We start from the raw sequence: 21738 nt of genomic DNA on the forward strand, positions 1-21738 counted from the left end.
ACGGCCACCGCCCCGGACAGCCCGGCGCACCGGGCCACGACTATCCCGCTCTCGCCCACGCTGGCCTGACCCCCCGCACGACCGGGGCGGCCCCCCCGACCGGAGCCATCGGTCGGCGGCTCCGCCATGTCCGGCACCGGACGCCCCGGCCGCGCGCCCCGCCCGCACACCCCGCCCCCGTACGCGGCATTGACAATGGCCCGCTCAAGTTTTGTGCTGGAGGGCGAAGTAGCGCCGCGTCGGAAGGGGTTGTTGGTCATGGCACGTGCGGTCGGGATCGATCTCGGGACGACGAACTCGGTGGTGGCCGTCCTGGAGGGCGGTGAGCCCACCGTCATCGCGAACGCGGAGGGCGCCCGCACCACTCCGTCGGTCGTCGCCTTCGCCAAGAGCGGCGACGTCCTCGTCGGCGAGGTCGCCAAGCGGCAGGCGGTCACCAACGTGGAGCGCACCGCCCGCTCCGTCAAACGCCACATGGGCGACGGGAGCTGGCGCTTCCCCGACAGCGGGTCCGGCAGCATCGAGGGCACCCGCTACACCGCCCAGGAGCTGTCCGCCCGCGTGCTGCAGAAACTCAAGCGGGACGCCGAGTCCTACCTCGGCGAGGACGTCACCGACGCGGTGATCACCGTGCCCGCGTACTTCGACGACGCCCAGCGCCAGGCCACCAAGGAGGCCGGGGAGATCGCGGGCCTGAAGGTCCTTCGGATCATCAACGAGCCGACGGCCGCCGCCCTCGCCTACGGCCTCGACAAGGGCGACGACCAGACCGTCCTCGTCTTCGACCTCGGCGGCGGCACCTTCGACGTGTCGCTCCTGGAGATGGGCGAGGGCGTCATCGAGGTCAAGGCCACCAACGGCGACACCCAGCTCGGCGGCGACGACTGGGACCAGCGGGTCGTCGAGCACCTCGTACGGCAGTTCAAGAACGCGCACGGCATCGACCTCGGCAAGGACAAGATGGCCCTGCAGCGGCTCCGCGAAGGCGCCGAGAAGGCGAAGATCGAGCTGTCCTCGTCCAGCGAGACCGACATCAACCTGCCCTACGTCACCGCGTCCGCCGACGGCCCGCTGCACCTCGCCGAGAAGCTCACCCGGGCCCAGTTCCAGGAGCTGACCGCCGACCTCCTCGACCGCTGCAAGCGCCCCTTCCACCAGGCCGTCAAGGACGCCGGGGTCGAGCTGGCCGCGGTCGACCACGTCATCCTCGTCGGCGGCTCCACGCGGATGCCCGCCGTCGGCGACCTGGTGCGGGAACTCACCGGCAGGGACCCGCACAAGGGCGTCAACCCCGACGAGGTCGTGGCACTCGGCGCGACCCTCCAGGCGGGCGTGATCCGCGGCGACGTGAAGGACGTCCTGCTGCTCGACGTGACGCCGCTGTCCCTCGGCATCGAGACCAAGGGCGGCATCATGACCAAGCTCATCGAGCGCAACACCACCATCCCCACGCGCCGTTCGGAGACCTTCTCCACCGCCGAGGACAACCAGCCCTCGGTCGGCATCCAGGTCTTCCAGGGCGAGCGCGAGATCGCCGCGTACAACAAGAAGCTCGGCGTCTTCGACCTCACCGGGCTTCCGCCCGCGCCCCGCGGCGTGCCGAAGATCGAGGTCACCTTCGACATCGACGCCAACGGCATCATGCACGTCTCCGCGAAGGACGAGGCCACCGGGCGCGAGCAGCGCATGACCGTCACCGGCGGCTCTGCGCTGCCCAAGGACGACATCGACCGCATGGTCCGCGAGGCCGAGGCGCACGCCGAGGAGGACCGCAAGCGCCGCGAGGCCGCCGAGACCCGCAACCAGGCCGAACAGCTCCTCTACCAGACCGAGCGGTTCCTGCGGGACAACGGCGGCGAGGACGGGCGCATCCCCGCCGACACCAAGGCCGAAGTGGAGGCCGCGGCGGCCGAGTTGAAGCCCCTGCTCGCCGGCGACGACACCCTCGCCATCCGGGCCGCGGCGGAGAAGCTCGCCGCCGTCAGCCAGCGGATGGGGCAGGCGATGTACGCGGCCGCGCAGGCCGACCAGGGCGGCCAGACCGGTCATCCCGGTCCGGAGAGCGGCGGCGCCGAGGACGCCCCGCCCCAGGGGGACGCCACCGGGGCCCGGGGCGGCGCCGACGAGGGCGTCGTCGAGGCGGAGATCGTGGACGACGAACCGGACGGCGGCAAGCGGGCGGACGACGGCACGGGGCCGGGCGGTGGCCCCGGGCGGGGCGGCGGCAAGGACGACCGGCCGCCGCGGACCTGACGGCGGCCGGCACCCGCCAGGGCCCGGCCGCCGCTCCCGGGGGCGCCCGGCGGCCCGCTACGCCTTCGACTGGAGGTACTTGACCGTCGCCGGGTCCGCCGGCAGCAGGGTCTCGATGGCCAGCTCGGCGACGGTCACGTCCATCGGCGTGTTGAACGTGGAGATCGACGACACGAAGGACAGCACCCGGCCCTCGTGCTCGATCCTGAGCGGCAGCGCGAAGGGCGCCACCTGCCCGTCGGCGGCCGCGTCCTCGCCGGGATCGGCCACGGGGAACGCCGCCACCTCGTCGTACAGCGCCTTCAGCTCCGCCGACCGGTGCAGGGCGATCTGCCGCCCCATCTGGTGCAGCAGGTGCTCGCGCCACTCCCGCAGATTGCGGATCCTCGGGGCGAGGCCGCGCGGGTGCAGGACGAGCCGCATCGCGTTCGGCGGCTGTTCGAGCAGGTCCTCGGGGATTCCGTCGAGGAGCATCGCGATGCCGCTGTTCGCGGCGACCACCTGGTACGTCGCGTCGACGACCAGCGCCGGATACGGCTCGTAGCCCTGAAGGAGCTGTTCGAGACCGGCGCGCAGCGTCGCCATCGACGGGTCGTCGAGGGGGGTCTGCTTGAAGCGGGGCGCGTACCCGGCGGCGAGGAGCAGCGCGTTGCGCTCGCGCACGGGCACGTCCAGGTGCTCGGCGAGCTTCAGGACGAAGTCCTCGCTGGGCTTGGCGCGGCCCGTCTCGACGAAGCTGATGTGGCGCGCGGAGGAGTCCGCGCGCAGGGCGAGGTCCAGCTGGCTGACGCGCCGCTCCTCGCGCCAGGCGCGCAGCAGCGCGCCCACCTCGGACGGTTCGGCGGCACCGGACGGCGCGGCGGCGCGTGGGCTCTCGGCCCGGCTGGTCCTGGTGTTCTGGGGGCCGACTTCACTGTTCCGACGGCGAGGCGCGACAGTTGGCATGGCAAAGACGGTAATCGAGGAGGAGCGCATGACGAATCCGTGGGACCCGCTGTCGTGGGAGGCCACCGTCGCGTACCGGGCCCGGGTGCGCGGCTGTCTGCTCGGCGGCGCGGTCGGTGACGCGCTCGGGTACGCGGTCGAGTTCAGCTCCCTCGACGCCATCCGCGCCGCGCACGGCCCACGCGGACTGCGGGGGCCGGTGGCCGACGCGGCGGGCCTCAGCCGGATCAGCGACGACACGCAGATGACGCTGTTCACCGCCGAGGCACTGCGGACCGCGCACGCCCGCGAGCGCCGCAAGGGCATCGGGGGCGCGGCGCCGAGGCTGGTGCAGCAGGCGTATCTGCGCTGGCTGGACACCCAGCACAAGCCGGGCCCCGCACCCCGGCCGAAGCCCGGCACCGACCCTGCTGACACCCCGCAGGGACCCCCGCACCCCGCCGACCTCAGCTCCCAGGCCTGGCTGTACGCCCGGCGGGCCCCCGGCAACGCCTGCCTGAGCGGAGCGGCGCAGGGGTACGCGCCCGACCCCGCCCTGGAGCTCGGCCCGCGCGGCCGCGTCAACCCCGAGTCCAAGGGCTGCGGCACCGTCATGCGCTCGGCGCCCTTCGGACTCACGCGCGCCCCCGCCGACCGCGCCTTCGAACTCGCCGCGCGCTGTGCCCAGATCACCCACGGCCACCCGACCGGCTACTACGCGGCGGGCGCGCTCGCCGCGATCGTCGCGCACCTCGTCGAGGGCGACTCCCTGGAGGGCGCCGTCCTGCGCACCCTGCGGCTGCTCGCCCGGTACGCGGGGCACGAGGAGACGTCGACCGCCCTGACCGCCGCCGTCGACCTGGCCGCCGCGGGCGAGCCGAGCGCGGAGCGCGTCGAGTCCCTTGGCGAGGGCTGGGTCGCCGAGGAGGCCCTGGCCATCGGCGTGTACGCGGCCCTCGTCACCCCCCGCGTCGAGGACGCGCTGCTCCTCGCCGTGAACCACTCGGGTGACAGCGACTCCACCGGCTCCGTCTGCGGCAACCTCATCGGCGCGCTGCGGGGCGACCACGAACTGCCCCAGGAGTGGCTGCGGTTGACCGAGGGGCGCGCGGTGATCGCGGCGGTGGCGGACGACTTGTCGGGCGAGTGCGTACGGCGCTGAGGGCCTGCCGGGCGGGAGCGGTCGTGCGGCGGGGGCATCGGCCGCGCGGCCGGATGTGTGCGGCGGCTGCCCGTAGAGGCGTGCCGCCGACGCTCCGCCCGGCAGGTGCTGTGGCACGCTGGCACGACAAGGTCCCCACCGGCACAAACGCAGGAAGGAGCGCGGCCATGCCTCTCGAACCGCTGTCGCAGAAGGAGATCGAGGACCGGCTCGCCGAGCTTCCCGGCTGGTCGCTCACATCGGGCCGCACGGAGGCCGGTGCTGCCGACGCCTCCGCCGGATCCGGTGCCGCCGAGGTGAAGCTCACCCGCGCCTACCGCCTCCCCTCGCACTTCGCGGCGACCGCCTTCGTCGTGCACGTCTCCCAGGTCCAGGAGGAACTTGGCCACCACGCCGAACTGACCCTCGGCTACAACACGGTGGCGCTCGCCGTGAACACCCACAGCGCGGGCGGCGCCCTCACCGACCTCGACTTCGAACTGGCCCGCAGGGTCGAGGCGCTGGCGACGGGCCACGGAGCGGAATGATGCGGGACGGAACGGAGTGGGGTGGGCCGGTGCGGGCTGCCGGGGCGGAATGTGCGCTGGCTCCTGGGGGGCTTTCCGACGTGGTCGAGCGGGGGGTGCCGGGTTCGGTGGCGGTTGTGCGGGGGTTGCCGGGTTCGGTGACGGCTGTGCGGTGCCTGTCGGGTTCGGTGGTGGCTGTGCGGCGCTCGTCTGGTTCGGTCGTGGCCTTGCGGCGCCCGCCCGGTCCGGTGACGGCTGTGCGGCGCCCGCCCGGTCCGGTCGCGGCTGTGCGGCGACGACCGCCCGGTCCCGTCACGGCCATGCGGCGACCGCCCGGTTCACGGCCCGCCGGAAGCCGTCCGCCGGGGCCGGGGCCGGGCAGGGGCCACGCCACGCACGGAGCGGGTGTCTGATGCTCGACTACGGCAAGGAGGCGGTGCGGTACGACGCGTCGCGCGGGGGTGAGCCGCGGGCCGTGGCCGCCGCCGACGCGGTGCTCTCGCTGCTGCCGCGGGGAACCGGTGCGCCGCCCTCGGGGACCGGTGCGTTGCTCGACGTGGCCTGCGGCACGGGTCTGGTCACGCGGTGCCTCGCGGAGCGGCCGGGGCTGCGGGTGGTGGGGGTGGACGCGGCGCCCGCCATGGCGCGGATGGCGGCCAGCCGCGTACCCGGCGCCATCGTGCTCGGGGACAGCCGCCGCCTGCCCTTCCGCGACGGCACGTTCGACGCGGCGTCGGCGGTGTGGCTGCTGCATCTGCTGTCCGACCCGGACGAGGCCGCGGCCGTCGTCGGGGAGTGCGCGCGGGTCCTGCGGCCCGGCGGGGTCCTCGTCACCACCGTCGACAAGGCCGCCGCGCACGACGTGGGCAGCGACATCGACGCGGTGCTCGCGGGCCGTCCCGTCCGCTCACCGGTGGACGGCGCGGACCGCGTCGAGCAGTACGCGACCGCGTACGGCCTCACTCGCGCGGGCCGGACCCGCTTCCGGGGCCACGGCCAGGGCCGCAGCCCTCGCAGCACGGTCGAGGACCTGCGCCGCGGCTGGTTCACCAGCGTCCCGCCGGACAGCCCCATGGCGGACCGCTTCGCGCGCCGCCTGGCGGAACTCCCGGACCAGGAAGTCTGCCGCCCCGACCCGCAGTTCACGCTCCTGGCGTTCCGCAAGCCGCTGGGCTGACGCGCTGGGGCAGGGGGCAAGGCCGGGAGCGGGGCCCGCGCGCCCCCTGGGCCCCGGATTCTCACGCTGCCCCCGGCGCCGCTGGGCCTTAAGGCGGACCTCCGCGTCGCGCGGAGCCACCCCCCTCCCAGACACCTTGTTGCCGAAACGGCAACGCCACTGGGCGAAATCGAGGAAGGGGGAGCAGGCTGACGACGTAACCACGAAGGGGTGCGGAAGCGCCGAGAACGCAGGAGAGGCGGCGGTGACGGTGGCGGAACGTGAGGGTGTGGCGCACGGAGCGGGCACGGAGCACGGGCACGGGGCCGAGCGCGGGAGCGACCACGGGGCGGGCCACGGGCACGGCCATGGGGCCGGGCACGGCCACAGCCATGGGCACGCCGACATCGACTGGGCCGTCATGGCCCCCGTCCTGGAGCAGAACGCGGAGGTCACGGCCCCCGTCTACCGCGAGGTGGCGGCCTGGCTGCGCGACCTGCGCGCGGCACGCGCGGGCGGGAACCCCGCCGCCGACGGAGGCCCCGCCGACGGCGACCCCTCGCTGATCGTCGACGCGGGCAGCGGCCCCGGCGTCGTCACCTGCCTGTTCGCCGAGGTGTTCCCGAAGGCCCAGGTGATCGCGGCGGACCCCGAGGAGGCGCTCCTCGCGCGCACGGTGGAGCGCGCGGCCCGCCTCGGCCTCGCGGACCGGGTGCGCACGCACCGCGCGGAACTCCCTGACGGCCTGGGCGAGTTGCCGCCCGCCGACCTCGTCTGGGCGGCGCGTTCCGTGCACCACGTAGGCGACCAGGTGGCCGCCCTGACGGCGCTCGCCGACCGGCTCGCGCCCGGCGGTACGCTCGCGATCCTCGAAGGGGGCCTCGCGCCGCGCAGCCTGCCGCGCGACTTCGGCATCGGCCGCCCCGGGCTCCAGGCCCGCCTGGACGCGGCCAACGAGGAGTGGTTCGCGCGGATGCGGGCCGACCTGCCGGGCGCGAAGGAGGCGAGGGAGGACTGGGCGGAGCTGCTCACGGCGGCCGGCCTGCGCCATGTGGCGACGCGCAGCTTCCTCGTCGACCTGCCCGCGCCGCTGGAGGACGCGGCCCGGGACCACATCGTCACCACCTTCGGCCGCTACCGCGATCTCGCCGCCGACGCCGAGAACCCGATCCTCGACCCCGACGACCGCGCCACCCTCGACCGCCTCCTCGACCCGCAGGACCCCGAGAGCCTGCACCGGCGCACCGACCTGTTCTTGCTGACGGCGCACACGGTGCACGTGGCGGTCCGGGAGGCGTAGGCCCGGGGCGGGTGAGCCGGGCACCGGGGCAACCCCGCCGCCCCTCACCCCTCACCCTCCACCGCCCCTCACCCCCTCACCCCCGCAACTCCTCCAACCGCACCAACGCGTCCCGCACCTCCGCCCGTTCCTCCTCCGTGAGCCCGACCCCGGCGGCCCGCTCCAGGAACTGCCCCGCGAGCGCGTCCTCGCCGAGCCGCTGGGCGATGTCCCCGCGCAGCACGAGCAGCCGCACATGCTGCGCGGGGGTGGGCCGTTCGTCCGTGAGCCCGAGGGCGCGGTCGATGACCTTCGCGGCGCCCGCCAGGTCCTCCTTGGAGTCGACGAAGACGTCCGCGATGTGCAGGGCCCGCGCGAAGGTCTCCTTCGGCGCGGGCCGGTGCGACTGATCCTCGCTGATCTGCTGTCCGACGCGGATGCTGTTCCCCGCCGGGTCGGTCATCAGGAACTGCCGCACTCCGTACGACATGTCCTTGAGCGGCCCGATGCGCGGCAGCCCCCGGCTGGGGATCTTCCCGTACGCGGCCTTGAGCCCCGCGCGGAACGCGGCGTGCAGGGAGTCCACGTCGTCCGTGAGGATGTAGCAACCCGAGATCGACTCGGCCGGGTCGTACTGCTTCATGCCGAAGAACTGCAGCTCCACGGTGCCGCGTTCGACGACGGCGTACGCGTACGGGCTCTTCTGGAGGTACGTCGTCTCGAACCCAAGGGCGGTGTAGAAGTCGACGACCGGCTGGACGGTCTGGCAGGGCAGGAGGGGGATGGTTTTCTCGGCCATGCGGGTCAGTCTAGTCAAAGTTGAATAGGTGAAGGGAGGGGTTGCCCTTTGGCGAGACGCGGTCCGGTGGACTCACCCGCGACGAATGGGAGACGTATTTGCCCACTCTCAAGTATCGGCGCACGTGTTGAGGGATCGTGGAGGGAAGGGAACGGGACACCTGACCCAGGGGGGCGGACATGGCGAACGAGCTGATGCGGTGGGAATCGGACGAGGGGCCGGTCGTCGTGGAGGTGGACTCCAGGGACCCGGGGTACAAGTCCGTGTCGCGCCGGGACGGCAACGGCGAGATCCACGACGTGGAGGGCCGGTTCGAGTCGGCGCTCGACAACGTGCGCGGCGCCGCCCTCTCCGCCCTGCGGACCTTCCGTACGCAGGCGCTCGACCCCGATGAGATATCCCTGGAGTTCGGGGTCAAGCTGAGCGCGGCCGCGGGTGCCGTCATCGCCAAGACCGCGGCCGAGGGGCACTTGACCGTGAAACTGACCTGGTCCCGTGAGGGCGCGCAAGGCGAATAATGGCGGACATGCACTGGCGTGCCCGCATCGGCACGGTCGGCGGTGCGCCGCTGGGCGCGGGCGTGCTGGTCGACAGCACCCGGCTGATCACCTGCGCCCACGTCGTCGACGGCCTGCACAAGATCCGCGTGGCGCTGCCCGGCCACGCCGACGGGCTGCGGGCCACCGTGTCCTGGTCCGGGGACTGGCGGCGGCTCGGCGACCCCGGCGACATCGCGGTGCTCACGCTCGACGCCCCCTTGCGCGTACCGGCCTGCGTGTTCGCCCCGCTCGGCACGCTGCGGCCGCGCGCCGGGCGCACCGCGTACGTACTGCGCGCCCTCGGCTTCCCGCGCGGGCACGAGGAGAACGGCACCCACGTCACGCTCCGCACCAGCGAGGACCGGGAACTGGGCGGTGAGTGGCTGGAGATGGACGTCGAGCAAGCCCATCTCCAACGCCTGGACGAGGGGTTCAGTGGATCTGCCGTGTACGACATCGAGTCCCGCCAGGTCGTCGGCATCGTCACCGACGCGGTGCTCGCCGGCGACCAGGAGGGCTACCTGGGCCGGATGCTCTCCCTGGAGGTCATCCGCCGGCACTGGGAGGACCTGGACGACCTGCTGCCCCTCGACTGGCTGCCGACCGAGCCGCGACGCGAGCTGCGCGCCCTGTTCGACGGCGTACAAGTCGAGCCGGGCATCCTGGAGTTGGTGGTGCGGCGGGCCTTTCCCACGCTGCGGCGCGATCCGCCGCCCCTCCGGTCGGTGTGGCAGGCGGTCCGGTACGTGGCCGAGGTGCTGACCGGCGAGGACCGGCTCGCCCGGCTGTTGCGGGAACTCGCGCGGTGGTCGCCGGGTGGCTGCAGGCCGGGTATCGCGGCGTGGGCGCGGCGGTGGATGTCCAGGGAGGAGGGGGAGCCCGGCGCGGGACCCCACGGCGGGCTGCAAGGGGAACTGGGTGAGGGGCTCGGTGCGGGCGCGCCGGCCGAGATGCCTTCTCCCACCTGCTTCGTCAGGTTCCGCGCCGAGCGCATGACGCGTGGCGCCGGCCTGGAGCTGTCCGTGTCCACCGTCGTCGACGGCGTACGGTTCGGAGGGGGCGAGCCCGTGCCGATCCGCCGCCAACAGCTCCGGGCGCGCGTCGAGGCGCTGCTCGCCGAACAGGTCGGCAAGATCCGCGAGTTCGACTGGATGCTGGAGTTCGTCGTGCCGCCTGCGCTGATGAGCGAGCCGTACGAGGAGTGGCACATCCGTGAGCCGGGTACCGCCCGGCCCCGCCCCATGCGCACCGTGCCCGTCGTCGTCCGGTACCCCGAACACCTGAGGTTGGGGACCACCCTCGGAGACATCCGCAAACGCTGGGAGACCGTCCGGGCCCGCGGCGAGACCCGGCCCGTGCCTGTCGACTGCGGACTGCCCTACGGCTACGACCAGTTCTACGGCTGGCTCGACGCCGACCGTGACCTGTGCGCCCTCGCGTACGCCGCCCGGCCCGACGTCGAGTGGCTCGATGCCGCCCTCAGCACCGGCGTGCCCATCATGCTGTGGCGGCGGTACGACTGCGCCGACGACGGCCACGCGACGTGCGCGCCCAAGGCGTTCCTGGACCGGCTCACCGAAGCCGTTTCCACTCTGGAACCCGACCAACTGCCCCTGGAAATCATGAGGATGCGCAAGGAGGCGCACTCTCCGCACAAGGGGGGCGCCGATCACCACGGGCACCACCTCACGCTGTTCTGGGACGACCCGGGACGCATGCCTGATCCTGATCCACGGCTGGCCATGGGGAACACCGTGGTGAGCCCAAGGGGCAACCAAGGGAGCGCCTGAGATGCCTTCGCCGCCGCCGACCTCGTCCGACCCGCCGCCGCACACCTCACCCTCCGGCCCCCCGACCTCCTGGCAGATCTACTCCGGCACCCGCACCCCCCACGACGGCATCACCCGCCTCCCGGCCCCGCCGCCCTGGCGGACCTTCAAGGGCGGCCCGCCCCTGCCCACCCCGCCCGGCGACTCCGGCAACCAGCACGCGGCCGTCAGCTACCGCCCGAGCACCGACGCCGTCCGCCAGGTCAACGCCGCCCTCTACCTGCGCAGGCCGCTCCTGGTCACCGGCGCCCCCGGCACCGGAAAGTCGTCCCTCGCCTACGCCGTCGCCCACGAGCTGGGCCTCGGCAAGGTCCTGCACTGGCCGATCACCAGCCGCGTGACGCTCCGCGACGGCCTCTACGCGTACGACCCCCTGACCCGCCTCTACGCCGCCGAACGCGCACGGTACGACGGCACGGGCGGCATCGGGGCGGGCGGCAGGGGAGCGGACGGCAACGGGGTGGGCGACGCGCCGGGCGGTGCTGACGGCGATCGGGCAGGGGGCGGCGGCCCGGCGGGCGACGACATCGGCGACTACCTCCGCCTCGGCCCCCTCGGCACCGCCCTGCTGCCGTTCGCGCGGCCCCGCGTCCTGCTCGTCGACGAGATCGACAAGAGCGACATCGACCTGCCCAACGACCTGCTCACCATCTTCGAGAAGGGTTCCTACGAACTCGTCGAGCTGGCCCGCCGCGCGGCACCCACCGCCCGGGTCATGACGGCCGACAGCACCAAGGACCGGGTCGAGATCCACGACGGCACCGTCACCTGCCGGGCCTTCCCCCTCGTCGTCATGACGAGCAACGGCGAACGCGAGTTCCCGCCCGCGTTCCTGCGCCGCTGCGTCACCGTGGACCTCAAGCAGCCCGCGACCCTCGACGAGCTGACCGCCATCGTCCGCGAGCACCTGGGCCCCGTCGTCGAGGACGCGGACGGCACGCTCCCGGCCGGGGTGCAGGACGTCATCCAGCGGTTCTTCGACCGGCGCAGCGGCGGACTCCTCGCCAACGACCAGCTCCTCAACGCCATCTACATGTGCCACCACGCGGCCCTCACGGAACCGCCCGAGAGCGTCGCGGAGCTGGCGGACCAGGTGATGCCGTTCCTGACCGCCGAAGCGACGCGGTCCGATGACGCTTGACCGGCTCCGGGACCTCCTTGCCGCCCTCGGGCCGTCCGTCACGCCGCTGGACCTCGCCGAGATGCTGTGGCTCGCGGAGCGGCTGCCGCCGGGCCAGGACGGTGCCGGGGGCGGGCCGCTGTCGCCGCTGGGCGAGGGGAGCGGGGTCGGCGGCGCCCGCACACCCGGACGTCCCGGCGGCCACGGACCCGGATCCGGGGGAATCGGTGGAGAGGGCGGAGACGGGGGAGCGGCGGGCGCCGGAGGGTCCGGTGCCGTCGCCGACGACAGCCCCGGCCACGACGGCCCCGGACCGGCCCACGCGACCGCCGCCGACACCGCCCTCAAGGCCTCCGGAGCCCCCAGAGCCGCCCTGCACCTCCCGCGCGGCCCCGCCCACCCCGGCGCCGACGCCGACGACGTCCTCGTACCCGCCCCACAGGCCCTGCGCCACGAACTGGCGATCCAGCGCGCCCTGCGCCCCCTGAAGCAGCGCGTCCCCGACCGGCGCCGCCGCGTCCTCGACGAGGCGGCGACGGCCGCGCGCGCCGCGGAACACCCCGGCTCCCTCCCATGGGCCCCGGTCCTGGTGCCCGCCACCGACCGCCTGTTCAGCCTGGCCCTCGTCGTCGACACCGGCCCGGCCATGACCGTGTGGCGGCCCCTCGTACGGGAGTTGCGGGAAGCCATGCAGCGCACCGGCGCGTTCCGTGACGTCCGCGTGTGGCACCTCGCCGACCTCGGGACGCGCGTCGGCGTGCGCTCCTCGCCCCACGGCCCCGCCATCGCCCCCGCCGCCGTGACCGACCCGACGGGCCGTCAGGTCGTCCTCGTCCTCAGCGACTGCTCGGGCCCGCACTGGTGGGGCGGCCGCGCGGGCCCCGCCCTGCACCTGTGGGCCGGGCGCGGCCCCACCGCCCTCCTCCAGCCGCTCCCCGAACGCCTCTGGCGGCGCACCGCCGCCCCCGCCGTCCCCGGCCGCGCCATCGCCTCCCGCGCGGGCGCCCCCAACACGGCCCTGCGGTTCACCCCGCACGACGGCCGCGCCCGCCGCCCCACCGGAGCCGTCCCCGTCCCCGTCCTGGAACTCGACCCCGAGTGGCTCGCCGACTGGGCCGGACTCCTCATGGCCCAGGGCGACCACCACCGCGACACGGCCGTCACCTACGTCACCGCCCACTCCCACCCGCAGGAGCAACCAGTCGCCGACGAGGGCGACTTGCCGATCACCGAACGCATCCTCCGCTTCCAGTCGGCCGCCTCGCCCACGGCCGCCGACCTCGCGGCCCACGTCGCCCTCTCGGTGCCCGCGCTGCCGGTGATGCGCCTCATCCAGCAGCGCGTCACCCCCGGCTCCCGGCCCAGCGACCTCGCCGAGGTGCTCCTGAGCGGCCTCCTGGAACCGGTCGACCCGGCCCGGGGCCTCTACGACTTCGTACCCGGAGCCCGCAGCGCCCTCCTCCAGACCCTGCCGCGCCCCGAGTCCCTGGCCGTCGCCGAACTCCTCGGCCGCATCGGCGCGGAGATCGAGGCCCGCGCGGGCTCGGCGACGCGTGCGTTCCGGGCAGTGGTGGCCGTGGCGGAGGGGGCGGGGAGCCGGGGCCTTGGGGTGGCGGGGGAGCCGTTCGCGTTGGTGAGTGAGGAGGCGTTGGGGCTGTTGCGGGGAAGGGCCATCGCGGTGGTGGAGCGGCCGGTGGCGGTGGAAGGGGAGGTGGCAGAGGAGGGAGTCCCCGCGCCGCCCCCGCCTGCCGGGCTGGAGATGGTGAACATCCCGAGGCGCGGCAGCACGTTCGTCGGCCGGTCCGGGGAACTCCACGACCTGGACGCGGCCCTCCTCGGTAGGGACGTCTCCTCCTCCGGGCTGCGTGTGGTCGTCGTCCACGGCGCGGCGGGCGTGGGCAAGACCGAACTCGCGGCCGTCTGGATGCGGAGGAACGCTCCGGACCGCCCGCGGGCTCCCTGGTGGTGGGTGCGCGCGGACTCACCGGAGGAGGTCGACGAGGGCCTGCTGGCGCTGGCTCTCGGGGTGAGTCCTTCCGTGGGTGGCCTGTCCCGGGCCGAAGGCACCGAATGGGCCGTCCAGTGGCTCGCCTCGCAGTCGGACTGGGTGCTCGCTCTCGACGACGTGCGCGACCCCGCCGAGTTGAGAGCACTCCTGGCTCGACTCGGCCCCGGGGGCCTGGTCCTGGTGACCACGCGGATCGCGGACGGATGGGCTCCCACGCTCGTCAAGGACCACGACATCGTCCTGACGTCTGTGCCCCTCGGCGTGCTGCAACTCCCGGATGCCGTCAAGTTGTTGACCCGGCGGGCGGGGGAGGGGGCGGAGTTGGACGGCGCGGCGGCCCTCTGCGAGCAACTGGGCTGCCACCCGGTCGCGGTGACACAGGCCGCCGCGCACATCGCCCGCGCCGGAATCTCCGTGGAGGAGTACCGGACGCTGATCGGGCGTGGTCCCGAACGCGACGTCATGTCCCGGCTGCGGCAGGTGGTGCGTGCGTCCGAGGATCCCCTGGCGGCGCGACTCCTGAACATGCTCGCGTGGCTGGCACCCGATCCCGTACCGCGCTCGGTGGTGTCCCGCATGGCGGGCGCCCGGGAGCTGGAAGGCGCCCTGCGGCTCCTGGAGGGCCTCGACCTCGTCGACGTCGACGACGAGGCGATCCGGGTGCGCCCCGGGGTCCAGTCCGCGGTCCGCACGGCGGACGACTCCACCCCGTCCCGGAGCCGCCAGGCCGTCACCTGGGCCCGCGCCGAGGCCGCCGTCTGCCTCGCCAACACCCTGCCGCGGGACCCGAACGCCGTCTACACCTGGCCCCGCTGGCGCGAAGTGCTGCCGCACGTCCTCGCGTTGGCGGAGCACGTCCGGCCCGAGGACGACTCCGCGCCGCTCGCCTCCTCGCTCGCGCTGGCGGCGGGATACGTCCTCGCCCAAGGCCAGCCGGACCGGGCCGTCGGCATGCTGGAGCGTGCCGTCGAGAGCCGGCGCAGGATCTCCGGGGCGGACGCGCCCGAGACCCTGGCGGCGTCCGGGCAGCTCGCGGGGGCGTACCGCGCGGCGGGGGACGCGCGGCGGGCCGTCGCGCTGTACGAGAGCACGGTGCTCACGCTGGGCCGGGTGCTGGGTGCGGGGCAGAGCGAGACCCTGGAGCTCCGGCTCGAACTCGCGGCGACGTACCTGGAACAGGGTTCCGTGCCGCAGGCCCAGCAGCAGTTCGAGGCCGTGTACCAGCTCGGCACGGAGAGGTACCCGCAGGACGAACAGCACGCCCTTGCCGCACGTGCGGGTCTCGCGGACGTCCGTCTTGAGGAGAACGGGCAAGAGGCGGTGTCCCTGTACGAGGACACCCTGGCCGAGTGCGTCAGGGTTCTGGGCGACGACCACCCGCTCACGATCGACGTGCGCGGCAAGCTCTCCGCCGCCGACTACAGGGTGGGTGACTACGTGCGGGCACGCAGCGAGGCGGCGTGGACGCTGGCCGCCTGCCGCCGTGCCTTCGGGGAGGACCATCCACGGACGATCAAGGCCATGAGCGATCTGGCGTACGTGTACGCCGGATCGAGGCGCGGCCTGCCGTGGGCGATCGAGTCGTATGGGGAGGCGCTGGCGCACAGCACGGCGCTGCGTGGTGCGGCGCACCCGGAGACCCTGGTCCTGCGGGAGCGGCTCGCGGCCGTGTACACGCGGGACGAGAACTGGGAGCGGGCGACCGCTCTGTACGAGGAGGCGCTGGCCGCCCGTGAGGCCGCACTGGGCGAGGACCATCCGCAGACTCTGGGCACGGCCGAAACCCTCGCTGAGACGCACAGCTCGGCCGGGTCCTGGGGAGAGGCCATCGCGCTCCACGAACGGGTCCTCGACGCCCGCGTCAGGACGCTGGGGGACGGACACGCCGACACCTGGCGGTCATACGACCTGCTCGCCGGTGCCCTGCGCGAGGTCGGCAACACAGCGGACGCGCTCACGCTGTACGAACGGGTCCTTGAACTGAGGACCGCGGCATTGGGCCGACAGCACCTCGGCACCGTCGTGACGCTCGAAGCGCTGGCCCGCGTCCACCTGGACGCCGACGACCTGCGGCGGGCCGTGGACGCCTACCGAGAGGCACTGGAACTGCGGCGTGTCTCGCTGGGAGCGCTGCACCCCGAGACGCTCGCCGCGGTCCGGCGGGTCGCCTGGCTGTACGCGGAGGCCGGTGACACGCAGAGCGCCGTCGTGACGTACCGCAGGGTGGTGAACCACTGCGCCGCCGTGGGGAATGTCCCCGAGGCCCGGCTCCTGCTGGAGTGGGCCCAGAACTACATCGGCCCCGCACTCGGCCCGGACCACCCCGAAACCCTCAGGATCCGCGAAGAACTGGACCACCTGCGCTGACCCCGAAGGGCCGACGCAGGTGGTCCACGGAAGTCACCTGTCCGCGAGGACCGGCGGGAACGACCAGAACTACATCTCCGCCGGATCCGGCCCGAGCCGCCGGTCCTCGTTCAGCGCACTGATCGCCGCCATGTCCTCCGGGTCAAGATCGAAGCTGAACACGTCGATGTTCTCCTTGATGCGGGAGGGGGTCACCGACTTGGGGATGACCACGTTCCCGAGCTGGAGGTGCCAGCGGAGCACGATCTGCGCGGGCGTGCGCCCGTGCTTCTGGGCGATGGCGATGATCGCCGGGACCTCCAGGAGGCCCTTGCCCTGGCCGAGGGGCGACCAGGCCTCCGTGGCGATGCCCTGCTCGGCGTGATACTCACGGGAGGCGCGCTGCTGGAGGTGCGGGTGCAGCTCGATCTGGTTCACCGCCGGGATCACCGACGTGGCGTCGATCAGGCGGTCCAGGTGCTCCGGAAGGAAGTTGGAGACGCCGATGGACTTGGCGCGGCCGTCGGCGAGGATCTTCTCGAAGGCCTTGTACGTGTCGATGTAGGTGTCCGCCGACGGCATCGGCCAGTGGATCAGGTACAGATCGACGTAGTCCAGGCCCAGCTTCTCCAGGGAGGTGTCGAACGCGCGCAGCGTCGAGTCGTACCCCTGCTGCGTGTTCCAGAGCTTCGTCGTGACGAAGAGCTTGTCGCGGTCGATTCCGGAGGCGGCGATGCCCTTGCCGGTGCCCGCCTCGTTCTCGTACACGGCCGCCGTGTCGATGCTGCGGTACCCGGACTCCAGTGCCGTCGCCACGGCCCGCTCCGCCTCGTCGTCCGGCACCTGCCAGACACCGAAGCCCAGCTGCGGCATCTCAATGCCGTTGTTCAGGATGATCGGGGGGACCTTGCTCACGAGCTCTCGATCCTTATACGTCGTCGGGTGGTACGTCCATGGTCAACGATCAGGGCCCGTGTCGCATTCCTGGCGTGGCGTTCCCGCTGTCCGGCGCCCTGAGAATGGCTAGATATAGCTCCGACCTTATCGGTCCGAACCATTGACCGCGTCCCGCCATGACGCAACTCTGTTGCACGTCGCTGAACGCAGGCCATCCATGTGAACACCCTATGCGCATGCGTGGCGAAGTGTCCCAGTGGCTCCTGAACCCCCACTTTTCAGGAAGGTAGGAACACGCACATGCACACTCATGAGATGGAGACGTCGGAGGTCACTCCGGTCTCCCCGGAGGCCGGGCCCACCGGCTGGCAGACCCCCGAGTACACGGTCGTGGAGACCTCGCTCGAGGTCACCGCGTACCGCCTCGCCGACCGGTAGACCCGCCCGATGCTGCTCCAGGTGCTCGGCACCGCGGCGGGCGGCGGACTCCCCCAGTGGAACTGCGCGTGCCCCGGCTGTGCCGGGGCACGCGCCCACCCGGAACGCCGCCGTCTGCACGCCTCGCTCGCCCTGCGCGCGAGCCCAGGCCGCTGGTACGTCGTCAACGCCACCCCCGACATCGGCGAACAGATCGAGGCCTGCCCCGGTCTGCTCCCCGAAGCGGGGCCGACCGCCGACACCCGGCTCTCCCCGCTCGCGGGCGTCGTCCTCACCGACGCCGAACTCGACCACACCCTCGGCATCGCCCGGCTGCGGGAGGCCCGCGACGGCGTCGACGTGCTCGCCACCACGCCCGTGCTGGGCGCCGTCCGCGACCGCCTCGGGCTCGGCGCCGTGCTCGGCCCGTACACGCGCACGCGCTGGCACGAACTCACGGCCGCGGGGCGGCAACTGAACGACCATTCAGCAGTGCGGGTCGCCGCGGTGCGGATTTCGGCCAAGCGGCCGCGCTACGCCGCCGACCTCGGCCCGGACGACGGCGCCTGGTCCGTCGCCCTGCGCCTCACCGACACCGGGACGGGCCGCACCGTCCTGTACGCCCCGGCGCTCGCCGCCTGGACCGACGCCTTCGAGGAGGCCGCCCGCGAGGCGGACGTCGTCCTCGTCGACGGCACCTTCTGGGACGAGGAGGAACCCCGACGGGCCGGATTCAGCGACCGCACGGCCACCGGCATGGGCCATCTGCCCATCGCCGGACCCGGCGGCACCGCCCACCGGCTCGCCGGGCTGCCCGGACGGTGCCTCTACACGCACCTGAACAACACCAACCCGCTCGGCGACCCGAGCGCCGAGCAGCACAAGCAACTCGCCGACTGGGGGCTCGAAGTCGCGCAGGACCGGATGGTGATCGAGCTGTGACCACGACCGACAGGACCGACGCGGAGTCCAGGACAGAAGTTGACCGGGATTCCTGGACCCCCGACGAACTCACCGAGCGGCTGCGCGCCGTCTCCGCCGCCCGCTACCACGACCGCCACCCCTTCAACGTCCGCATGCACGAAGGCACCCTGACCCGGGCCGAGCTGCGCCGCTGGATCGCCAACCGCTTCCACTACCAGCGGCACATCCCCGTCAAGGACGCCCTGATCCTCGCCAAGTTCGACGACCCCGCGCTGCGCCGGGGCTGGTCGCGGCGGATCAGGGACCACGACGGGGAGCGCCCCGGCGAGGGCGGCATCGAGCGGTGGCTCAGGCTCGGCGAGGCCGCGGGCATCGCGCGCGAGGAGCTGTGGGACACCTCCCGGGTGCTGCCCGGGGTGCGGCTCGCCGTCGACGGGTACGTCAACTTCTGCCGGCTGCGGCCCGCGCTCGACGCCGTCGCCGCCTCGCTCACCGAGCTGTCCGCGCCCGACCTCATGCGCACCCGCATCACCGCGTTCGAGCGGCACTATCCGTGGATCGACACCGAGGGCCTCACCTACTTCCGGGGCCGGGTCGGACAGGGCGGCCGGGACGGGCAGGAGGCCCTCGGCCTGGTCCGCGCCTGGGCCCGCACCCGCGAGGAGCAGGAGCGGGCCGTGGCGGCGCTCGCCTTCAAGTGCGATGTGCTGTGGTCGCTGCTCGACGCGGTCGACGGGGCGTCCGGGGGTGCTTCCGGAGGGGTTTCCGGCGGGGCGTCCGGTGCGGTTTCCGGCCGGGTGGCCGACGGGGGCGCGGGGGAGGGGGACGGTGATGCGTGAGGCCTTCGTGGGCGATCGGGCGCCGGTCGCCGGGGAGCCGGGCGGCGCCGAAGGCCCGGACACCCCCGAGGGCGAGCCCGTGCGCCCCGACTGGCGGCCCGTCCTCGCCCGCTCCGTCGTCCTGCGCCACGACCGGGTGCGCGGCGTCGACCTGCTGCTCCTGCCCGAGCGCGTCGTGGTCCTGCGGGGCGCGGCCGCGAGCATCGTGGCGCTGTGCGACGGGGAGCGCGACGTGGCCGGGATCGTCGCGGAGCTGGAGCGGCGCCACCCGGGCGCGCCGGTCGGCGCCGAAGTCCCGGTGTTCCTGGGCCGGTTGCGGGCGCAGAGGTGGCTGCGATGAACCCTGCCCCCGAACCGCCCTGGGCCCTCCTCGCCGAGCTGACCCACGGCTGCCCGCTCCGCTGCGCCTATTGCTCCAACCCGGTCAAACTGAACAGTCGGTCAGCCGAGCTGTCCGGCGACGAGTGGGCTGACGTGCTGCGGCAGGCCGCTGACCTGGGCGTCGTCCAGACGCACCTGTCGGGCGGCGAACCGCTGCTGCGCCGCGATCTGCGTGACATCGTCGCGGCGGCGGACGCGGCGGGCATCCACACCCAGCTCGTCACCAGCGGCGTCGGTCTGCACCAGGCGCGCCTCGCCGGGCTCGTCGACGCGGGCCTGCGCAGCGTCCAGCTGTCCGTGCAGCACGCCGACCCCGCACGCGCCGACCTCATCGCCGGGGCCCGGGCCACCGGCGCGAAGGAGCGCGCCGCCCGGCTCGTCCGCGAGGCCGGCCTGCCGCTCGGCCTGAACGCCGTCCTGCACCGCGCCAACCTCGACGCCCTCGACGCCCTCGTGGAGCTGGGCCTCGACTGGGGCGCCGACCGGATCGAGCTGGCCAACACCCAGTTCTACGGCTGGGCGCTGCGGAACCGCGACGCGCTGCTTCCCGACCCGGAGCAGGTGGCCCGCGCCCGGGTGACCCTGGAGCGCTGGCGGGTCAGGCTCGGCGGCCGGATGGAGCTGGTGTGGGTCGCGCCCGACTACGTGGACGCCACCGCCAAGCCGTGCATGGGCGGCTGGGGCGCGGTGTCCCTGACCGTCGCGCCCGACGGCACGGTGCTGCCCTGCCCGGCCGCGGCGGAGCTGCTCGGCGCGGACGCCCCTAACGTACGGGACCGGCCGCTGGACTGGATCTGGCGGGAGTCGCCCGCGTTCACCCGCTACCGCGGCGAGGACTGGATGCGCGAGCCCTGCCGCTCCTGCGAGCTGCGCACCGTCGACTTCGGCGGCTGCCGCTGCCAGGCCCACGCCCTGACCGGCGACGCCGCCCGCACGGACCCCGCCTGCCACCGCTCGCCCGACCACGGCGTGGTGCGCGCCCTGGTCGAGGCGGCGCGCGGGCCCGCACCGGACCACCCCGGCTACGCCTACCGCGAGGGAGGAACCTGATGCGCCGCCCCAGCTCACCCACCTCACCGATACCGACCCCGCCGGAGCCCGCCGTGTCCGCGCCGTTCACGTCCGCGTCGTCCGGGCCCGGCGCGCCGCCCGCGCGGCGGCGCCTCAGGGGAGCCCGCGCCGTCCTGGCCGCGGTCCTCGCCGGGTGCGCGGCCCTCACCGCGCAGACGGCGCCCGCGTCGGCCGAGGGCGCGCCCGCCGCCGACCGGGCGGCCACCGCGCGGCCCCAGGGCACCGACTGGTCCGTCGCCATGGTCGATTCGACGACGACCCGGTTCACGCCCGCCACCATCGGCGGCTGGTCCTACCCCGTCGGCCTCTACCTCTTCGGCCAGTACCGGACCTACCAACGCACCCACGACGAGCGCTACTTGACGTACATCAAGAGCTACGTCGACCGCTTCGTCGACCGTGAGGGGAACATCGGGCAGAAGTTCAACAGCCTCGACAGCATCCAGGCGGGGCGGCTCCTGGTGATCCTGCACCACGAGACCGGCGACGACCGCTACCGCGTCGCCGCCCGGAAGATCCGCGACCGTCTGAAGACCTACCCGCGCACCGAGGACGGCGGCTTCTGGCACGCCGACACCGCGAGCCGCGCGCACCAACTCTGGTCCGACGGCGTCTACATGGTCACGCCGTTCCTCGTGGAGTACGGCAAGGAGTTCGACGACGAGGCGTACACCGACCGTGAGGCCGTCGAGCAGCTCAACGTGTACGCGCGCCGTCTCCAGGCCGACAACGGCCTGTTCCAGCACGCCTACGACGAGTCGCGGACCGCGGCCTGGGCCGACAAGGACACCGGGCGCGCCCCGGAGCAGTGGTGCCGGGCGATCGGCTGGTACTCCATGGCGGCCGTCGACGTCCTGGACGCCACCCCGAGCGGCGACCCCGGACGCCCGGAGCTGCTCGGGCACGTGCGCAAGCTGGCGGCGGGGATCGCGCGGGCCCAGGACCCCGCCACCGGACGCTGGTTCCAGGTCGTCAACAAGGGGGCACAGGAGGGCAATTGGACGGAGACGTCCTGCTCCAGCATGTTCACCTTCGCGCTGTCGCGCGCCGCCGAGCAGGGCTATGTCTCGCCGTCTTACCAGAGCGTCGCGCGGCGCGGTCACGCGGGCGTCCTGAAGAAGATCTCCCTCGGCTCCGACGGCCTGACCGACCTCACGGACATCTCCATCGGCACCAACGTCGGCGACTACGCCTTCTACATCGCCCGCCCGCGGCAGACCAACGACTTCCACGGCCTCGGGGCATTTCTGATCATGAACGAGCAACTCAGGAAGAAGAGGTGAGCCCC

General features: G+C 73.5%; 18 protein-coding genes. 15 read left to right on the forward strand and 3 right to left on the reverse strand.

Annotated features, from left to right (window positions below):
- Window positions 1-258: 258 nt before the first annotated feature.
- Window positions 259-2253: a molecular chaperone DnaK gene (gene dnaK, locus ACFVHO_RS36410; RefSeq protein ID WP_385724520.1), complete on the forward strand. Its 1995-nt coding sequence runs from the start codon at window positions 259-261 to the stop codon at window positions 2251-2253.
- Window positions 2254-2310: 57 nt separating this feature from the next.
- On the opposite strand, the gene ACFVHO_RS36415 is transcribed toward dnaK, so the two are convergent.
- On the reverse strand, window positions 2311-3198 hold the full coding sequence (locus ACFVHO_RS36415) for a helix-turn-helix domain-containing protein (protein WP_385724522.1): 888 nt from the start codon (window positions 3196-3198) through the stop codon (window positions 2311-2313).
- A gap of 28 nt (window positions 3199-3226) precedes the next feature.
- Between ACFVHO_RS36415 and ACFVHO_RS36420 the strand changes: the two genes are divergently transcribed.
- The 4 genes from ACFVHO_RS36420 (at window position 3227) to ACFVHO_RS36435 (ending at window position 7301) form a co-directional block, all read left to right on the forward strand.
- Window positions 3227-4339 carry an ADP-ribosylglycohydrolase family protein gene (locus ACFVHO_RS36420; RefSeq protein ID WP_385724615.1) on the forward strand — a complete coding sequence of 371 codons (1113 nt, stop codon included), beginning with the start codon at window positions 3227-3229 and terminating at the stop codon, window positions 4337-4339.
- A 167-nt stretch (window positions 4340-4506) separates the two neighbouring features.
- A complete protein-coding gene (locus tag ACFVHO_RS36425; protein WP_385724525.1) occupies window positions 4507-4866 on the forward strand; it encodes a 4a-hydroxytetrahydrobiopterin dehydratase in 360 nt (119 codons plus the stop codon).
- 391 nt (window positions 4867-5257) lie between these two features.
- Entirely contained in the window at window positions 5258-6022 is a 765-nt protein-coding gene (locus tag ACFVHO_RS36430; RefSeq protein ID WP_385724528.1) for a class I SAM-dependent methyltransferase, read from the forward strand.
- A 268-nt stretch (window positions 6023-6290) separates the two neighbouring features.
- Entirely contained in the window at window positions 6291-7301 is a 1011-nt protein-coding gene (locus ACFVHO_RS36435; protein ID WP_385724618.1) for a class I SAM-dependent methyltransferase, read from the forward strand.
- A gap of 76 nt (window positions 7302-7377) precedes the next feature.
- Here ACFVHO_RS36435 and ACFVHO_RS36440 read toward each other — a convergent pair whose 3' ends face one another.
- Window positions 7378-8079 carry a bleomycin resistance protein gene (locus ACFVHO_RS36440; RefSeq protein WP_385724531.1) on the reverse strand — a complete coding sequence of 234 codons (702 nt, stop codon included), beginning with the start codon at window positions 8077-8079 and terminating at the stop codon, window positions 7378-7380.
- A 179-nt stretch (window positions 8080-8258) separates the two neighbouring features.
- Here ACFVHO_RS36440 and ACFVHO_RS36445 point away from each other — a divergent pair, with 179 nt between their 5' ends.
- From ACFVHO_RS36445 to ACFVHO_RS36460, 4 genes are read left to right on the forward strand one after another with little or no spacing between them, the layout of a single operon-like run.
- Window positions 8259-8597: a CU044_2847 family protein gene (locus ACFVHO_RS36445; protein WP_385724533.1), complete on the forward strand. Its 339-nt coding sequence runs from the start codon at window positions 8259-8261 to the stop codon at window positions 8595-8597.
- Between the two features lie 8 nt (window positions 8598-8605).
- Window positions 8606-10408 (forward strand): trypsin-like peptidase domain-containing protein, encoded by a 1803-nt coding sequence (locus ACFVHO_RS36450; protein WP_385724535.1) that lies wholly within the window; start codon window positions 8606-8608, stop codon window positions 10406-10408.
- A gap of 1 nt (window position 10409) precedes the next feature.
- Window positions 10410-11588 carry an AAA family ATPase gene (locus tag ACFVHO_RS36455; RefSeq protein ID WP_385724538.1) on the forward strand — a complete coding sequence of 393 codons (1179 nt, stop codon included), beginning with the start codon at window positions 10410-10412 and terminating at the stop codon, window positions 11586-11588.
- Window positions 11578-15942: an SAV_2336 N-terminal domain-related protein gene (locus tag ACFVHO_RS36460; protein ID WP_385724541.1), complete on the forward strand. Its 4365-nt coding sequence runs from the start codon at window positions 11578-11580 to the stop codon at window positions 15940-15942. The genes ACFVHO_RS36455 and ACFVHO_RS36460 overlap by 11 nt, the downstream gene beginning before the upstream one ends.
- Before the next feature lie 69 nt (window positions 15943-16011).
- Here the strand turns inward: ACFVHO_RS36460 and ACFVHO_RS36465 are convergent, their stop codons facing one another.
- Complete coding sequence (locus ACFVHO_RS36465; protein ID WP_385724621.1) at window positions 16012-16794, reverse strand: aldo/keto reductase; 783 nt, start codon at window positions 16792-16794, stop codon at window positions 16012-16014.
- Between the two features lie 339 nt (window positions 16795-17133).
- Between ACFVHO_RS36465 and pqqA the strand changes: the two genes are divergently transcribed.
- The 6 genes from pqqA to ACFVHO_RS36495 are packed head-to-tail and all read left to right on the forward strand — an operon-like array spanning window position 17134 to window position 21733.
- Window positions 17134-17256 (forward strand): pyrroloquinoline quinone precursor peptide PqqA, encoded by a 123-nt coding sequence (gene pqqA / locus ACFVHO_RS36470; protein ID WP_385724624.1) that lies wholly within the window; start codon window positions 17134-17136, stop codon window positions 17254-17256.
- A 9-nt stretch (window positions 17257-17265) separates the two neighbouring features.
- Complete coding sequence (pqqB, locus tag ACFVHO_RS36475) at window positions 17266-18177, forward strand: pyrroloquinoline quinone biosynthesis protein PqqB (RefSeq protein ID WP_385724544.1); 912 nt, start codon at window positions 17266-17268, stop codon at window positions 18175-18177.
- Window positions 18174-18998, forward strand: coding sequence for a pyrroloquinoline-quinone synthase PqqC (pqqC, locus tag ACFVHO_RS36480; RefSeq protein WP_385724546.1), 825 nt, complete (start codon window positions 18174-18176; stop codon window positions 18996-18998). Before pqqB ends, pqqC begins: the two co-directional genes overlap by 4 nt.
- The gene (gene pqqD / locus ACFVHO_RS36485) at window positions 18991-19338 is read left to right on the forward strand and encodes a pyrroloquinoline quinone biosynthesis peptide chaperone PqqD (protein WP_385724548.1); all 348 of its coding nucleotides are present in this window, start codon (window positions 18991-18993) and stop codon (window positions 19336-19338) included. Before pqqC ends, pqqD begins: the two co-directional genes overlap by 8 nt.
- Window positions 19335-20429: a pyrroloquinoline quinone biosynthesis protein PqqE gene (gene pqqE, locus ACFVHO_RS36490; RefSeq protein ID WP_385724551.1), complete on the forward strand. Its 1095-nt coding sequence runs from the start codon at window positions 19335-19337 to the stop codon at window positions 20427-20429. Before pqqD ends, pqqE begins: the two co-directional genes overlap by 4 nt.
- On the forward strand, window positions 20426-21733 hold the full coding sequence (locus ACFVHO_RS36495) for a glycoside hydrolase family 105 protein (RefSeq protein ID WP_385724627.1): 1308 nt from the start codon (window positions 20426-20428) through the stop codon (window positions 21731-21733). Before pqqE ends, ACFVHO_RS36495 begins: the two co-directional genes overlap by 4 nt.
- Window positions 21734-21738 lie beyond the last annotated feature (5 nt).

The organism is Streptomyces sp. NPDC127108 (genome assembly GCF_042677545.1).
Classification (GTDB): Bacteria; Actinomycetota; Actinomycetes; order Streptomycetales; family Streptomycetaceae; genus Streptomyces.

Excerpts from the sequence above, each read along its gene's own strand:
- dnaK (WP_385724520.1), top strand. The coding sequence starts at position 259 with ATGGCACGTGCGGTCGGGATCGATCTCGGGACGACGAACTCGGTGGTG.
- ACFVHO_RS36415 (WP_385724522.1), bottom strand. The coding sequence starts at position 3,198 with ATGCCAACTGTCGCGCCTCGCCGTCGGAACAGTGAAGTCGGCCCCCAG.
- ACFVHO_RS36420 (WP_385724615.1), top strand. The coding sequence starts at position 3,227 with ATGACGAATCCGTGGGACCCGCTGTCGTGGGAGGCCACCGTCGCGTAC.
- ACFVHO_RS36425 (WP_385724525.1), top strand. The coding sequence starts at position 4,507 with ATGCCTCTCGAACCGCTGTCGCAGAAGGAGATCGAGGACCGGCTCGCC.
- ACFVHO_RS36430 (WP_385724528.1), top strand. The coding sequence starts at position 5,258 with ATGCTCGACTACGGCAAGGAGGCGGTGCGGTACGACGCGTCGCGCGGG.
- ACFVHO_RS36440 (WP_385724531.1), bottom strand. The coding sequence starts at position 8,079 with ATGGCCGAGAAAACCATCCCCCTCCTGCCCTGCCAGACCGTCCAGCCG.
- ACFVHO_RS36445 (WP_385724533.1), top strand. The coding sequence starts at position 8,259 with ATGGCGAACGAGCTGATGCGGTGGGAATCGGACGAGGGGCCGGTCGTC.
- ACFVHO_RS36450 (WP_385724535.1), top strand. The coding sequence starts at position 8,606 with ATGCACTGGCGTGCCCGCATCGGCACGGTCGGCGGTGCGCCGCTGGGC.
- ACFVHO_RS36455 (WP_385724538.1), top strand. The coding sequence starts at position 10,410 with ATGCCTTCGCCGCCGCCGACCTCGTCCGACCCGCCGCCGCACACCTCA.
- ACFVHO_RS36460 (WP_385724541.1), top strand. The coding sequence starts at position 11,578 with ATGACGCTTGACCGGCTCCGGGACCTCCTTGCCGCCCTCGGGCCGTCC.
- ACFVHO_RS36465 (WP_385724621.1), bottom strand. The coding sequence starts at position 16,794 with ATGCCGCAGCTGGGCTTCGGTGTCTGGCAGGTGCCGGACGACGAGGCG.
- pqqA (WP_385724624.1), top strand. The coding sequence starts at position 17,134 with ATGGAGACGTCGGAGGTCACTCCGGTCTCCCCGGAGGCCGGGCCCACC.
- pqqB (WP_385724544.1), top strand. The coding sequence starts at position 17,266 with ATGCTGCTCCAGGTGCTCGGCACCGCGGCGGGCGGCGGACTCCCCCAG.
- pqqD (WP_385724548.1), top strand. The coding sequence starts at position 18,991 with ATGCGTGAGGCCTTCGTGGGCGATCGGGCGCCGGTCGCCGGGGAGCCG.
- pqqE (WP_385724551.1), top strand. The coding sequence starts at position 19,335 with ATGAACCCTGCCCCCGAACCGCCCTGGGCCCTCCTCGCCGAGCTGACC.